This window comes from Pseudomonas sp. LB-090624, from assembly GCF_003205205.1.
Lineage (GTDB): Bacteria > Pseudomonadota > Gammaproteobacteria > Pseudomonadales > Pseudomonadaceae > Aquipseudomonas.
Genome location: NZ_QJRL01000013.1, coordinates 38,515 through 53,247 on the forward strand (window position 1 = coordinate 38,515; position 14,733 = coordinate 53,247).

The following is a 14,733-nucleotide window of genomic DNA, read 5'->3' on the forward strand; positions in this document are numbered from 1 at the left end:
TTGTTCAGTATCACCCCTTGCAGGGTGCGATCCAAAGGGTGGTGATCAGCCAGTGATCATCGGCAGGTCCAGGCCCTGCTCCTTGGCGCAATCGATGGCAATGTCATAACCGGCATCGGCGTGACGCATGACGCCAGTCCCTGGGTCGTTGGTCAGTACCCGGGCAATACGCGCGGCGGCTTCATCGGTACCGTCGCAGACGATGACCATGCCCGAGTGCTGCGAGAAGCCCATGCCCACGCCACCGCCATGGTGCAGCGATACCCAGGTGGCGCCGCCTGCGGTGTTCAGCAGGGCGTTGAGCAGCGGCCAGTCGGAGACAGCGTCCGAACCATCACGCATGGCCTCGGTTTCGCGGTTCGGGCTGGATACCGAGCCGGAGTCGAGGTGGTCACGGCCGATCACCACCGGTGCCGACAGTTCGCCGCTGCGGACCATTTCGTTGAACGCCAGGCCCAGCTTGGCGCGCAGGCCCAGACCAACCCAACAGATACGCGCCGGCAGGCCCTGGAAGCTGATGCGCTCGCGGGCCATGTCCAGCCAGCGGTGCAGGTGGGCGTCGTCGGGGATCAGTTCCTTGACCTTGGCGTCGGTCTTGTAGATGTCTTCGGCATCGCCGGACAGTGCCGCCCAGCGGAACGGGCCAATACCGCGGCAGAACAGGGGGCGGATGTAAGCCGGGACGAAGCCGGGGAAGTCGAAGGCATTGGCTACGCCCTCTTCCTTGGCCATCTGGCGGATGTTGTTGCCGTAGTCGAAGGTCGGGATACCCTGCTTCTGGAAGTCGAGCATGGCCTGCACGTGCACGGCCATCGACTGCTTGGCGGCCTTGACCACTGCCGCCGGTTCGGTCTGCGCGCGGTCGCGGTACTGTTCCCAGGTCCAGCCTGCTGGCAGGTAGCCATTCAGCGGGTCGTGGGCGCTGGTCTGGTCGGTGACCATGTCCGGGCGCACGCCCCGCTTGACCAGCTCGGGCAGGATTTCGGCGGCGTTGCCGTGCAGGGCGATGGAGATGGCCTTGCCTTCGGCGGTGTACTTGGCGATGCGTGCCAAGGCGTCGTCGAGGTCAGTGGCCTGCTCGTCGACGTAGCGGGTTTCCAGGCGGAAGTCGATACGGCTCTGCTGGCATTCGATGTTCAGCGAGCAAGCCCCGGCCAGGGTCGCGGCCAGTGGCTGGGCGCCGCCCATGCCGCCCAGGCCAGCGGTGAGTACCCACTTGCCTTTCAGGCTGCCGCCGTAGTGCTGGCGACCGGCTTCGACGAAGGTTTCGTAGGTGCCCTGGACGATGCCCTGGCTGCCGATGTAGATCCAGCTGCCGGCGGTCATCTGGCCGTACATGGCCAGGCCCTTGGCATCCAGTTCGTTGAAATGTTCCCAGTTGGCCCAGTGCGGCACCAAGTTGGAGTTGGCGATCAGTACACGGGGGGCGTTGCTGTGGGTCTTGAACACACCGACCGGCTTGCCCGACTGCACCAACAGGGTTTCATCGTCTTCCAGGCGGGTCAGGGTTTCGACGATCTTGTCGTAGCAGGCCCAGTTGCGCGCGGCGCGGCCGATACCGCCGTATACCACCAGTTCCTTGGGGTTTTCCGCGACCTGCGGGTCGAGGTTGTTCATCAGCATGCGCAGTGGCGCTTCGGTCAGCCAGCTTTTGGCGGTCAGCTTGTTGCCACGTGGGGCACGGATTTCAACGTCACGGTATTTGTTGTTGTCAGTCACGGGAAAGGTCCTCTGCGGTCGTCCGCGGGCGGGTATGTCGTGGTCAATATACAAACACACCTTTACTTGTATGTACAAGCACGGACAACCAAAATAATCGGAACTGTGCGCTCCTGGCTTGGGTTTCCGGGTGGGGCCCATATCGAGCGCCGCCCGCGCGGCGCATCGCGAGCTGCGCTCGCTCCTACATTTGTTTCGGGCCAATTATTCCTGGGGGATTTGCGCGCGTACGCCTTGGCGCATGTCGCGATATTGCGTCGGACAAACAAGGCGGTCGCGCGCGCCTGTCACAAGCGTTATTGGCCCGAAACAAATGTAGGAGCGAGCGCAGCTCGCGATGCGCCGCGCGGGCGGCGCTCGATCTCACAGGCGGCAAAAATCTACCGCCGAACCTTCAGCGCCCATCAAGTTCGATCAGGCAGCACCGCCCCTGCACCACTAGCCCCAGCAATTCATCATTGCCTTCCAGCCGCAAGCAATCGAACAACCCCAACCGCTGCGTCTCGCGCCCGGCAATAGTGCATTCGACCAGGCTGCTAGCAGCAAACAACAAAACCGTCGACGCCGAGCTGTACACCCGGCTGGAGCCATTCAGCCACTGCAACCGCGCCCGATACCGCTGCGGTGCATAGATCAGGTTGAAATCGCGAATCGCCCCACCCAGCAACTTGCAACTGACCTGGCTCTCGCCGCTGAAGGCAAACGCATCGAACGCCAGCAATGGCCGACTGGCTTGGCCATCGACCAGCAGGCGCATGCCGTCGCCCTGCAGCACGGTGATGATCCGCTGGTAACCGGCGAACGTGGAAAAGCCCCCCGACTCCTCGATATCGGCAATCGACAGGCGCCAGCCAAAACCGTCCAGGCCCTCGCCACTGTCGCGGGTAATTTCTTCGGTGAAACCGCCACCGTTCTTCCACGGCATGCGCGGGTAATTCTGCGCACGCAACAACTGCAGCTGATTCATTTGCTGAAACGTCCTTCAAGGCGATGACGGGAGCCGGGGTGGATCAACCGTGCAGCGGTCACCGGCTGGCGACCGGACCAGGTACGACGGCGAATCAGCAGGCAAGGCTCGCCGCGCTCGATCTGCAGAAGCCGGCACTCCTCCGGCTCGGCGAGAATCGCTTCGACCACGTGCTCGCCCTCGGTCAGCGGCGCCACCTGGGACAGATAGGCATACGGCGTCTGCCGCGTGAAATCCTGCTTGAGATAGTCAGGGGCGATGGCTGAATTGACGTAGCGGTCCTCGATCTGTACGGGCACGCCGTTCTCGAAATGCACGATCAGCGAGTGGAAGACCCGCTGGCCTTCACGCATGTCCAGAGCCAGAGCCCGTTCGGAGCCGGCCGCTTCCTCGGTGAGCGTGATCACCTGGCAGCTATGCTGATGCCCGCGCGCGGCGATTTCGTCAGCAATGTTGTTGACCTCGAACAACGCCGAACGGCCCTTGGGCTCGGCTACGAAGGTACCGACCCCTTGCATGCGCACCAACAGGCCTTCGGCGGTGAGTTCGCGCAGGGCGCGGTTGATGGTCATGCGGCTGAAGCCCAGTTCGTTGACCAGTTCACTCTCCGATGGCACCCGGTGATGTGGCGGCCAGCTGCCATTATCGATCTGCTGGATGATCATCTGTTTGACCCGAGCGTATAGCGGCGCCGGGCCCTCGCCCATTTGGGCAACCAGCGCGGAGACAGGAGGTGTCGGCACGGCGGTGGATCCTTGTGCAAATGGAATGAGCGGTAGCTTGCCGCAGTTTACCCGGCAGGCAAACGGCTGTATATGTATATACAAGTTAACGATAACAGGATTTGTACCGATGCCCGCCTACTTCGCCGAACGCGCCCTGCTGCCTACGGGCTGGGCCAGCCACGTCCGCATCGAGGTCGCCAGCGATGGTCATGTGACGAGTATCCAGGCAGACGCCTCGGCTGAAGGTGCCGAGCGTCTGGCCGGGCCACTGCTACCGGGCATGCCCAACCTGCACTCGCATGCCTTCCAGCGTGCCATGGCGGGGCTGGCGGAAGTCGCCGGCAACCCCAACGACAGCTTCTGGACCTGGCGCGACCTGATGTACCGACTGGTCGGGCAGATCAGCCCGGAGCAGTTGCAAGTCATCGCCCGCCAGCTGTACATCGAGATGCTCAAGGCCGGCTACACCTCGGTCGCCGAATTCCATTATGTGCACCATGACCAGGCCGGCAAGCGCTACGCCGACCCGGCCGAGCTGTCGCGCCGTATCAGCGCCGCTGCAGCCGACAGCGGCATCGGCCTGACCTTGCTGCCGGTGCTGTACAGCCATGCCGGCTTTGGCGGCCTGCCACCGAATGACGGGCAGCGTCGCTTCATCAATTCCACCGAACACTACTTGCAGTTGCAGGCACAGCTCGGCCCCGTGCTGGCCGCGCAACCCGCGCAGCAACTGGGCCTGTGCTTCCACTCGCTGCGGGCAGTGACACCCGGGCAGATCACCGAGGTACTGGCGGCAAGCGACAAGCACTGCCCGGTGCATATCCACATCGCCGAACAGCAGAAGGAAGTGGACGACTGCCTGGCCTGGAGCGGCCTGCGCCCGCTGCAGTGGCTGTACGAGCATGTGGACGTGGACCGGCGCTGGTGCCTGGTGCACGCCACCCATGCCGAAAGCGATGAAGTAACGGCCATGGCTCGCAGCGGTGCGGTGGCCGGGCTGTGCCTGACTACCGAGGCCAATCTGGGCGATGGAATTTTTCCGGCCGTGGACTACTTGGCGCAGGGCGGGCGCATGGGCATTGGTTCGGACAGCCACGTGTCGTTGAGCGTGGTGGAGGAGCTGCGTTGGCTGGAATATGGCCAGCGCCTGCGTGACCAGCGGCGCAACCGCCTGTACCGCAGCGATCAGCCGATGGTCGGGCGCACGTTGTATGACGCGGCGCTGGCCGGTGGTGCGCAGGCGCTGGGGCATGCGGTCGGCGAGTTGGCGGTGGGCAAGCGTGCCGACTGGCTGGTACTCGACGGGCAAGACCCATACATCGCCATGGCGGATGGCGATGCCATTCTCAACCGCTGGCTGTTTGCCGGCGGCGATCGCCAGGTGCGCGACGTGATGGTGAATGGCCGGTGGGTGGTGCGCCAAGGGCGGCATGGGCAGGAAGAAGAAAGCGGGCGCGCGTTTGCCCAGGTGTTGCGCCAGCTTTTGGGCTGAGTGTACCGGGGCTGCGTTGCAGCCCTTCGCGGGCTTTTGCCCACGAACGGTTGCAACACGACCCCAGAAAACTCAGTGCATTTTTACTATTTGCTGATCGGACGCCCGCCAGATCAAGCGGCTGGTGTCATAACCCTGCTGCCGCGCCCTGGACAGCAGGTTCTCGCGTTGCCAGGCCGGCAATGTCGGCGTGCGCGATAGAATCCAAAGGTATTTGCGGTCCGGGCTGCCAACGATGGCCGTACGGTAGTGGTCGTCCACATAAAGAATCCAGTACTCACCCCGGGCCACGCCTGGCACCAGCTTGGTAAACCAGTTATCGAACTCGACCCACAGCTTGTCGGTGTGCCCTGGCTCCTGGATATTCGCATGCCCTTCGGCGCGCAGCCATTCGTCACCCATGGTGCGGCAGCGGTTAAGCACGCCGTAGCTGCCATCGGGCTTGAGGTTGTAATGGGCCTCGGACTGCTCGCAGCCTTCCTGGTAGCGCATGGGCAGGCGCGCCAATTCGTACCATTTGCCTTGGTAACGCTTGAGGTCGACATTGCCGGCGGTTTTCGGCGCCAGCGGGTCGTGCACGGAGCCTGCACAACCGCCCAGCAGCAACGCCAGGCATACCCCGATCAGCAGGTACGCACGCCTCATTTGAGACCCTGCCCTGAATACATCAGTACCTTGTCAGCTGCGTACTGCACGCTGATGAAGCTCTTCTCGTCCCCCCAGGTGCAGCTGCTCATGCCCAACGCACCGGAACACTCGGTCGGCGTGCCGAGCAACTGCTCGACCTCGGCCTTGCTCATACCGGCCTTGATCTTGGAATAGTTTTCCTGGTTGATCTTGCTGCAGGCAGTCAGGAAGACGCACAGCGACAACAGGGCGAGGGAACGCAACGACATGAAGGACACTCCTGGAGAGATGAAGACAGGCGAGTGGCCTGCAGTGACCTTCGACGTGAAAATCCCTCCCGGGTTCCCTTCTCCACCCTCTTTACCCCTACACCATTGGTCGGATGGCCACTACTGTGCGATTAATCACAAAGCATTAGTCATACGCCCAATAAAAAGCCGCCCCATATAGGGGCGGCCTTGTGTCACGACGGCCTGCGCACCAGGCCCCTGCAACCTCAGAACCGGGAGCCGGGCTCCAGCAGAAAATCCATCTCTTCGCTGGTACTCGGGCGCTCCAGCACCAGGTTGCGATGCGGAAAACGCCCGAACCGGGCAATCACCCGCTGGTGCTGCTCGGCATAGTCGAGAAAGCCTTCGAACAGCCGGCGGTTGGCCTCGGGCTGCTCGTCCAGCAGGGTCTGGTAACGCTCGACGCACAGGTTCTGCCAGTCCAGCACCTCGGCATGCTCCAGCACCAGCAATACGAAAACCCGCTGGATCGGCAGCAACTGGTAATCCCAGTTCTTCTGCAGGCCTTGCATGGCCACCACCTGGGCACGCCGGTCGCCCTCGAAGGCGCGCGGCGTGTCGCGGTAGATCATGCGTGGCAGCTGGTCCAGCAAGATGAGCAGGCCCAGCCAGCCCTGCGGGGTTTGCTGCCACTCATCGAGCCCGCCCGCCAGGGCTTGCTCGACTAGGTCGCCAAACAACGCATGGGCATCGGCATCGTGATGCTTGCCGAACCACAGCGTGCTCTTCTCGTCAGCCACGGCCTGGGCACTGGTGCCCCAACCGAACCACCATTCCAGCAACGGCTGCCAAGGTGCGAGCATGACTTACTCCTTGTGGTACGCGGTTGCGCGCTCTACCTCTTCCTTCGAACCAAGGAAGACTGCCACGCGCTGGTGCAGGCCCTCTGGCTTGATGTCGAGGATGCGATTGTAACCGTCGGTAGAGGCGCCACCGGCCTGTTCGATGATGAACGACATCGGGTTGGCTTCGTACATGAGGCGCAGCTTGCCCGGCTTGCTCGGCTCGCGCGCGTCACGTGGGTACATGAACAGGCCGCCACGGGTCAGGATGCGGTGGACGTCGGCCACCATCGAGGCGATCCAGCGCATGTTGTAGTTCTTTTTCAGCGGGCCGGTCTCGCCTGCCAGCAGTTCGCCCACGTAACGCTGTACCGGGGCTTCCCAGTGGCGCTGGTTGGACATGTTGATGGCGAACTCGGCGGTGGTTTCTGGCACGCGGATGTTTTCGTGAGTCAGCACGAAGCTGCCCAGCTCGCGGTCCAGGGTGAAGCCCTTGACACCATTGCCCAGGGTCAGGATCAACATGGTCTGCGGGCCATAGATGGCATAGCCGGCGGCGACCTGCTGGGTGCCTGGCTGCAGGAAGGCGTTCTCGTTCAGGGTTTCGTTCTGGCTCAGGTACTCGTTAGGGCAACGCAGTACCGAGAAGATGGTGCCGACCGACACGTTCACGTCGATGTTCGACGAACCGTCCAGTGGGTCGAAGACCAGCAGGTAGGCGCCTTTCGGGTACTTGCCCGGGATCTGGTAGGCATTGTCCATTTCTTCGGACGCCATGCCGGCCAGGTGGCCGCCCCACTCGTTGGCTTCCAGCAGGATATCGTTGGAAATCACGTCCAGTTTCTTCTGGACCTCGCCCTGCACGTTTTCAGTGCCCATGCTGCCCAGCACACCGCCAAGGGCGCCCTTGGACACGTGATGGCTGATTTCCTTGCACGCACGCGCCACCACCTCGATCAGGAAGCGCAGATCGGCAGGGGTATTGTTGCTGCGGGTCTGCTCAATCAGATAGCGACTCAGGGTAACGCGGGACATGTATGGCTCCGAATGGATGGGGGAGATAAAAAACCCCCGCAGTTTACAGGGAGAGTTGCAGGCTAGCGAGTGATGAGACTCGCCACGGCTCTCAGACGGCACAATAGGTCGGTAGTTCAGCCTTCGCCAGGCCGGCTGTCGAGTGGGAGGCTTTGCAGTCCATTCGCGCGGCGAGCTCGCTGCCACAGGTTTTTTGCGCTGCCTTCAAGGCAACGGAGATGCTGTGGGAGCGGGCTTGCCCCGCGAATGGGCCGCAACGCGGCCCCGCACGCTCAATCCAAAGCCTTCCAGATATCGGTCGCATACTCGCGAATGGTCCGATCCGACGAGAACCAGCCCATCCGCGCGGTATTCAACACTGCCATGCGCCACCACTCCTGCGGTGTGTGCCACAGTTCCTCGACCCGGCGCTGGGCATCCCAGTAGGCATCGAAGTCGGCGCACACCAGGAAGCGGTCATACGCCACCAGTCCATCGATCAACCCGCTGTAGCGCGACGGGTCGTCCGGCGAAAACACCCCGCTGCGAATGGCCTGCAGCACGTCGCCAAGACGGCTCGATGCCGCAATCGCTGCACTGGCACCAAAGTCCCCGGCCTTGCGCCGCGCCTCCACCTGCTGCGCGGTAAGGCCGAAAATGAACATGTTGTCAGCCCCCACCTGCTCGCACATCTCGACGTTGGCGCCATCGAGGGTGCCAATGGTGAGCGCGCCATTCAGGCCGAACTTCATGTTGCTGGTACCGGAGGCTTCGTAACCTGCAGTGGATATCTGCTCGGAAAGGTCTGCCGCCGGGATGATGCTCTCGGCCAGACTGACGTTGTAGTTGGGCAGGAATACGACCTTCAGCAGGCCGCGCACAGTCGGGTCGTTGTTCACCACCCGGGCGATATCGTTGGCTAGCTTGATGATCAGCTTGGCCTGGTGGTAACTGGCAGCAGCCTTGCCGGCGAAGATCTTCACCCGCGGCACCCAGTCGGTGCCCGGGTCGTTGCGCATGGCCTGGTACAGCGCCACGGTATGCAGCAGGTTGAGCAGCTGGCGCTTGTACTCGTGGATGCGCTTTACCTGCACATCGAACAGCGCTTCGGGGTTTACCGTTACGCCAATGCGGTCCTGGATGATGCTGGCCAGGGCGCGTTTACTGTGCAGGCGCTGGGCGGCGAACTGCTTGCGGAAACCGGCCTTGTCGGCGAACGGCACCAGGCCGGCCAGGCGCCCTTCCGGGTCGTCCTTCAGCTCGGGGCCCAGCGCTTCGACCAGCATCTCGGTCAGAGGCGGGTTGGCCTGGTACAACCAGCGGCGGAAGGTAATGCCGTTGGTTTTGTTGTTGATTCGCTGCGGGTAAAGCTTGTGCAGTTCGGCGAACACCGTGCTTTTCATCAGCTTGCTGTGCAGCGCCGATACGCCGTTGACGCTGTGCGAGCCAAGAAACGCCAGGTTGCCCATGCGCACCCGGCGACCATTGTCTTCCTCGATCAGCGACACTGCCCGCAGCACGTCGAAGTCGTGCAGGCCTTTGGCGCGCAGGCTGTCAATGTGGTAGGCGTTGATCAGGTAGATGATTTGCATGTGCCGCGGCAGCATGCGTTCCATCAACGCCACCGGCCAGGTTTCCAGGGCCTCGGGCAGCAAGGTGTGGTTGGTATAGGCGAGCGTGCCGACGGTCAGCTCCCAGGCTTTGTCCCAGGGGATTTCATGCTGGTCGACGAGCAGGCGCATCAGCTCGGCGACGGCAATCGACGGGTGGGTATCGTTGAGCTGGATGGCCGCCGCATCGGGCAGGTTGAGCAGGCTATCGTGCATGTTGAGGTGGCGGCGCAGCAGGTCCTGCAACGATGCCGAGACAAAGAAGTATTCCTGGCGCAGACGCAGCTCCTGCCCCGCTTCGGTACTGTCAGCCGGGTACAGCACCCGCGAAATACTCTCGGCCCGCGCCACTTCAGCCACGGCGCCAAGGTGGTCACCTGCGTTGAAACGCTCCAGATGAAGCTCTTCCAGCGCCCGTGCTCGCCACAGGCGCAAAGTGTTGACGCTGGAACCACGCCAGCCAACCACGGGTGTGTCGTACGCCACCGCCCGCACCGTTTCACCCGGCCACCACACCTGGCGCTGGTTGCCCTGGCTGTCGTGCACCGTTTCGACACTGCCACCAAAGCTGATCGGGTAGATCACCTCGGCACGTTCGAATTCCCAGGGGTTACCGAAGTCCAGCCAGTTCTCGGTCTGCTCCTGCTGCCAGCCATCGACCACCGCCTGGCGAAACAGCCCGTGCTCGTAGCGGATGCCATAGCCGTGGGCAGCAATGCCCAAGGTCGACATGCTCTCCATGAAGCACGCGGCCAGACGCCCCAAGCCGCCGTTGCCTAGCGCGGCATCCGGCTCGAGCAAGCGGATACGCTCCAGGTCCACATCCAGACCTTCCAGAGCATCGCGGGCGATGTCCAGCAGGCCCAGGTTGCTCAAGCTGTCGTAGAGCAACCGGCCAATGAGAAATTCCAGGGAAAGGTAGTAGACCCGCTTCTGGCTACGTCGATAGGCTCGGCGGGTGTGGTCCATCCAATGGTCGACCATGTGATCGCGCGCGGCCAAGGCAATGGCTTCGAACCAGTCATGGTCGAAGGCATGCTCCGGATCCTTGCCGACCGCGTAGGTCAGCTTGTTCAGTACAGCAGCGCGAAAATCCGCGACTTCGGCGTCACGTGCTTTGGGTTCCTGGGACATGCGGCATCCTCGGGCAAGTTGACGAAAGCGGAGGGAGAGTGTTGAGACTAGACCCTTCGACAGGGAGCGACAGTTACGGTTCGCAGTTTTCATGCCCACTCTGCGATTCCGGCAAAAGGTTGTTCATAAATTGAACAATTCCGGTATCATCGCGCGCCCCAAGACCGTGATCCACCCTATAAAGATGAAAACGACCCTGATCGCCGCGGCCGAAGTCGACCGCCTGGAGACCTGGCAGCGCTACACCAGCAACATGTGCCATGGCTGCCATTCGACCTGCTGCACCCTGCCGGTAGAGGTGAAGATCAAGGATCTGATCCGTATCGGCGTGGTCGACGAGTTCGAAAAAGACGAACCCCCCAAGAACGTGGCCAAGCGCCTGCAAAAAGAAGGCATCATCGAGCGCTTCAACCAGAAGTCCGGGATCTTCACCCTGACCCGGATGAGCAACGACGACTGCATGTATCTGGATCGTAAAAGCCGCCTGTGCACCATTTATGACAAGCGCCCGGATACCTGCCGCAACCACCCCAAGGTCGGGCCGCGGCCGGGCTATTGTGCTTACAAGCCCAAGGTGGTGGGGCGCTGACCTATTGTCTGCAGCCTAAAGAGGCCGGTACCACCGGCACAAAAAACCCAGACAAAAAAACGCCCCCGGCCTTTCGACCGGGGGCGTTTTCATTCAGCCTGAGCTAACTCAGTTCTTGGCTTTCTTGGCTGCGCGGGTACGCTCGCCTTCGTCCAGGATCTTCTTGCGCAGACGGATCGACTTAGGTGTCACTTCGCACAGCTCGTCGTCCTGGATGAATTCCAGAGCCTGTTCCAGCGTGTGGCGAACTGGCGGTACCAGGGCGATGACTTCGTCCTTGCCCGAAGCACGCATGTTGTCGAGCTTCTTGCCTTTGGTCGGGTTCACGCCCAGGTCGTTGTCGCGGCTGTTCAGGCCGATGATCTGACCGTTGTAGATTTCCTGGCCGTGCTCGACGAACAGCTTGCCGCGAGCCTGCAGGGTTTCCAGCGAGTAGGTCAGGGCCTTGCCGGTCTCGACCGAAACCAGAACACCGTTCAGACGGCCGGACATCTGGCCCGACTTCATGGTGTCGTAACGATCGAAGATCGAGGTCAGGATGCCTGCACCGTTGGTCAGGGTCAGGAACTGGTTACGGAAACCGATCAGACCACGGGCTGGAATGTTGTATTCCAGGCGAACACGGCCCTTGCCATCCGGCACCATGTTGGTCAGGTCGCCTTTACGCAGACCCATCTCTTCCATGACCTTGCCCTGAGATTCTTCAGGGATGTCGATGGTGACGTTCTCGAACGGCTCCTGCTTGACGCCGTCGACTTCGCGGATGATCACTTCAGGACGGCCTACAGCCATCTCGAAGCCTTCACGACGCATGGTTTCGATCAGCACCGACAGGTGCAGCTCGCCGCGGCCCGATACCTTGAACTTGTCAGGGGAATCGGTTTCCTGAACGCGCAGGGCAACGTTGTACAGCAGCTCTTTGTCCAGACGGTCCTTGATGTTGCGGCTGGTGACGAACTTGCCTTCTTTACCGCAGAACGGCGAATCGTTGACCTGGAAGGTCATGGATACGGTTGGCTCGTCAACGGTCAGCGGCTTCATCGCTTCTACCGCGTCTGGGGCGCACAGGGTGTCGGAGATGAACAGCTCGTCGAAACCACTGATGCAGACGATGTCGCCAGCCTGGGCTTCCTCGACGTCCACGCGGTGCAGACCGTGGTGGCCCATCAGCTTCAGGATACGGCCGTTACGCTTCTTGCCGTTGGTGTCGATGGCGACAACCGGGGTGTTCGGCTTGACGCGACCACGGGCGATACGGCCAACACCGATAACACCGAGGAAGCTGTTGTAGTCCAGAGCGGAGATCTGCATCTGGAACGAGCCGTCACGGTCAACGTCCGGCGCCGGTACGTTGTCGACGATCGACTGGTACAGCGCGGTCATGTCTTCGCCCATGGCGGTGTGGTCCAGACCGGCGATGCCGTTCAGGGCCGAGGCGTAGACGACTTTGAAGTCCAGCTGTTCGTCGGTGGCACCGAGGTTGTCGAACAGGTCGAAGATCTGGTCCAGAACCCAGTCAGGACGCGCGCCCGGGCGGTCAACCTTGTTGATCACGACGATTGGCTTCAGGCCGGCTTCGAACGCCTTCTTGGTTACGAAGCGGGTTTGCGGCATTGGGCCGTCCTGGGCGTCGACCAGCAGCAGCACGGAGTCGACCATCGACATTACACGCTCAACCTCGCCACCGAAGTCGGCGTGGCCGGGGGTGTCGACGATGTTGATGTGGTAGCCGTTCCAGTTGATGGCGGTGTTTTTCGCCAGAATGGTAATACCGCGCTCTTTTTCCTGGTCGTTGGAGTCCATGACGCGCTCGTCGTTGAGCTCGTTACGCTCCAGAGTGCCGGACTGACGCAGGAGTTTGTCGACCAGGGTGGTTTTACCATGGTCAACGTGGGCGATGATGGCGATGTTACGCAGATTTTCGATCACAAGTGTATCTCGATCAGAGGATTTGGTTGCCGCCCAGTGTAGGCGGCCAATATGTACTGTTTAAGGCTCAGCGGGCCCGGCGGTCGGGAGGGCGATGGCGGATACTGCCGCCATACAGCCCCGGCGTCTTATGTCGGACGATAAACACGCACATTGGCATGTCCCTCACTGAGCAGGTGGTGTGCGTGCAGACGGCTCATCACACCCTTGTCGCAATACAGCAAGTACTGGCGCGTGTGGTCCAGGTGCTTGAACTTGCTGTTGATGGCGTAGAACGGCATGGCCTGGACTTCGATACCGTCCAGCACCAGAGGTTCGTCTTCCTGGGCATCGGGGTGGCGAATGTCGATGACGATCTGGCCGGGCAGCGCCTCGGCCACTTCTTCGATTTCGATGTCCTTGCCCAGCTCATCGATCACATGGTCGATGGAAATGAACTTGGCGCGCTCGAGCGCGCGCTCCAGCACGGCCATGTCGAACTGCTTTTCTTCGTGCTCCATGCGGTGACGCTTGGCATGGGTGGTCGGGTTTACCGAGATCACGCCGCAGTATTCCGGCATGTGCTTGGCAAAGTCCGCGGTGCCGATTTCGGTGGCTTGGTCGATGATGTCCTGCTTGTGGCTGGCCAGCAGCGGGCGCAGTACCAGCTTGTCGGTGGCCGAGTCGATGATCGACAGGTTCGGCAGGGTCTGGCTGGACACCTGGGAAATCGCTTCGCCGGTCACCAGCGCGTCGATCTGCAGGCGGTCGGCCATATGGGCAGCGCCGCGCAGCATCATGCGCTTGAGGGTCACGCCCATGTAGCTGTTGTCGACCTTGTTGAGGATTTCACCAACCACTTCTTCGAACGGTACGCTGATGAACAGTACCCGCTGGCTGCTGCCGTACTTTTTCCACAGGTAGTGGGCCACTTCCATCACGCCCAGCTCGTGGGCGCGGCCGCCGAGGTTGAAGAAGCAGAAGTGGGTCATGAGGCCACGGCGCATCATCTGGTAGGCCGCGACGGTAGAGTCGAAGCCGCCGGACATCAGCACCAGGGTCTGCTCAAGGGCACCCAGAGGGTATCCGCCGATGCCGTTGTGCTGGTTGTGAATCACGTACAGGCGCTGGTCGCGGATCTCGATGCGCACCATCACTTCGGGGTTTTTCAGCTCGATGCCGGCGGCACCGCACTGCTGGCGCAGCTGGCTGCCGACGTAACGGTCGACGTCCATCGAGGTGAAATCGTGGTGGCCACCGCGCTTGCAGCGCACGGCGAAGTGCTTGCCGGCCAGCAGGTGACCGAAGTGGTGCTTGCACTTGGCGACGATGTCGTCGAAGTCACCCAGCGGGTATTCCTCTACCTGCAGGAAATGGGTGATACCCGGGGTGCAGGTAAGGCGTTCGATCATCTCGCGCTGCACTTTCTCGTCTTCGACGCGGGTGACCACTTCGAGATTGTCCCAGACACCATCGACCGCGAGCTCAGGGTCGAGATCCTTGAGCACGTTGCGGATGTTCTTGCCGAGCTGACGGATGAAGCGCTTGCGCACCGGCCGGCTCTTGATGGTGATTTCTGGGAAGACTTTGACGATAAGTTTCATTGGTTAACAGCGCGCGCCTGGCCTGCCGAAAAATGAGGGGCGCGAATTATAGCGGAAATTGCTCAGGATTTGACCAACTTTTGATCAGAAGCTTTCAGATAAATGCACAGCCGGATTTTGTGGTGCCCGGGAGATCGCGCGCCGCCCGCGCGGCGCATCGCGAGCTGCGCTCGCTCCTACGTTTGTTTCGGGCCAATTATTCCTGGGGGATTTGCGCGCGTACGCCTTGGCGCATGGCGCGATATCGCGTCGTACAAACAAGGCGGTCGCGC

12 protein-coding genes are annotated in these 14,733 nt (G+C 61.7%); 2 read left to right on the forward strand and 10 right to left on the reverse strand.

Features of this window, described 5'->3' with window-relative positions:
- Positions 1 to 45: 45 nt before the first annotated feature.
- From hutU to hutC, 3 genes are all read right to left on the reverse strand, one after another.
- Positions 46 to 1,719, reverse strand: a complete 1,674-nt coding sequence (gene hutU, locus DMX11_RS14315; protein WP_110745113.1) for a urocanate hydratase — start codon at positions 1,717 to 1,719, stop codon at positions 46 to 48.
- A 394-nt stretch (positions 1,720 to 2,113) separates the two neighbouring features.
- Positions 2,114 to 2,686 (reverse strand): HutD family protein, encoded by a 573-nt coding sequence (locus DMX11_RS14320; protein WP_110745114.1) that lies wholly within the window; start codon positions 2,684 to 2,686, stop codon positions 2,114 to 2,116.
- A complete protein-coding gene (hutC, locus tag DMX11_RS14325; RefSeq protein WP_177410746.1) occupies positions 2,683 to 3,393 on the reverse strand; it encodes a histidine utilization repressor in 711 nt (236 codons plus the stop codon). Before hutC ends, DMX11_RS14320 begins: the two co-directional genes overlap by 4 nt.
- Before the next feature lie 145 nt (positions 3,394 to 3,538).
- On the opposite strand from hutC, the gene DMX11_RS14330 reads away from it, so the two are divergent.
- The gene (locus DMX11_RS14330) at positions 3,539 to 4,903 is read left to right on the forward strand and encodes a formimidoylglutamate deiminase (protein WP_110745116.1); all 1,365 of its coding nucleotides are present in this window, start codon (positions 3,539 to 3,541) and stop codon (positions 4,901 to 4,903) included.
- 72 nt (positions 4,904 to 4,975) lie between these two features.
- On the opposite strand, the gene DMX11_RS14335 is transcribed toward DMX11_RS14330, so the two are convergent.
- The 5 genes from DMX11_RS14335 to DMX11_RS14355 form a co-directional block, all read right to left on the reverse strand.
- The gene (locus DMX11_RS14335) at positions 4,976 to 5,548 is read right to left on the reverse strand and encodes a lipocalin family protein (RefSeq protein ID WP_110745117.1); all 573 of its coding nucleotides are present in this window, start codon (positions 5,546 to 5,548) and stop codon (positions 4,976 to 4,978) included.
- A complete protein-coding gene (bamE, locus tag DMX11_RS14340) occupies positions 5,545 to 5,799 on the reverse strand; it encodes an outer membrane protein assembly factor BamE (protein WP_110745118.1) in 255 nt (84 codons plus the stop codon). The genes DMX11_RS14335 and bamE overlap by 4 nt, the downstream gene beginning before the upstream one ends.
- Positions 5,800 to 6,026: 227 nt before the next feature.
- Entirely contained in the window at positions 6,027 to 6,623 is a 597-nt protein-coding gene (locus DMX11_RS14345) for a DUF924 family protein (RefSeq protein ID WP_110745119.1), read from the reverse strand.
- 3 nt (positions 6,624 to 6,626) lie between these two features.
- Positions 6,627 to 7,637 (reverse strand): class 1 fructose-bisphosphatase, encoded by a 1,011-nt coding sequence (locus DMX11_RS14350; protein ID WP_110745120.1) that lies wholly within the window; start codon positions 7,635 to 7,637, stop codon positions 6,627 to 6,629.
- A gap of 272 nt (positions 7,638 to 7,909) precedes the next feature.
- Complete coding sequence (locus DMX11_RS14355) at positions 7,910 to 10,360, reverse strand: glycogen/starch/alpha-glucan phosphorylase (RefSeq protein WP_110745121.1); 2,451 nt, start codon at positions 10,358 to 10,360, stop codon at positions 7,910 to 7,912.
- A 184-nt stretch (positions 10,361 to 10,544) separates the two neighbouring features.
- On the opposite strand from DMX11_RS14355, the gene DMX11_RS14360 reads away from it, so the two are divergent.
- Positions 10,545 to 10,949, forward strand: coding sequence for a YkgJ family cysteine cluster protein (locus tag DMX11_RS14360; protein ID WP_003249225.1), 405 nt, complete (start codon positions 10,545 to 10,547; stop codon positions 10,947 to 10,949).
- 108 nt (positions 10,950 to 11,057) lie between these two features.
- Here the strand turns inward: DMX11_RS14360 and typA are convergent, their stop codons facing one another.
- Together typA and thiI are read right to left on the reverse strand one after the other, a co-directional pair.
- On the reverse strand, positions 11,058 to 12,878 hold the full coding sequence (gene typA / locus DMX11_RS14365; protein ID WP_027921032.1) for a translational GTPase TypA: 1,821 nt from the start codon (positions 12,876 to 12,878) through the stop codon (positions 11,058 to 11,060).
- Between the two features lie 128 nt (positions 12,879 to 13,006).
- The gene (gene thiI / locus DMX11_RS14370; protein WP_110745122.1) at positions 13,007 to 14,461 is read right to left on the reverse strand and encodes a tRNA uracil 4-sulfurtransferase ThiI; all 1,455 of its coding nucleotides are present in this window, start codon (positions 14,459 to 14,461) and stop codon (positions 13,007 to 13,009) included.
- Between the last annotated feature and the right edge of the window lie 272 nt (positions 14,462 to 14,733).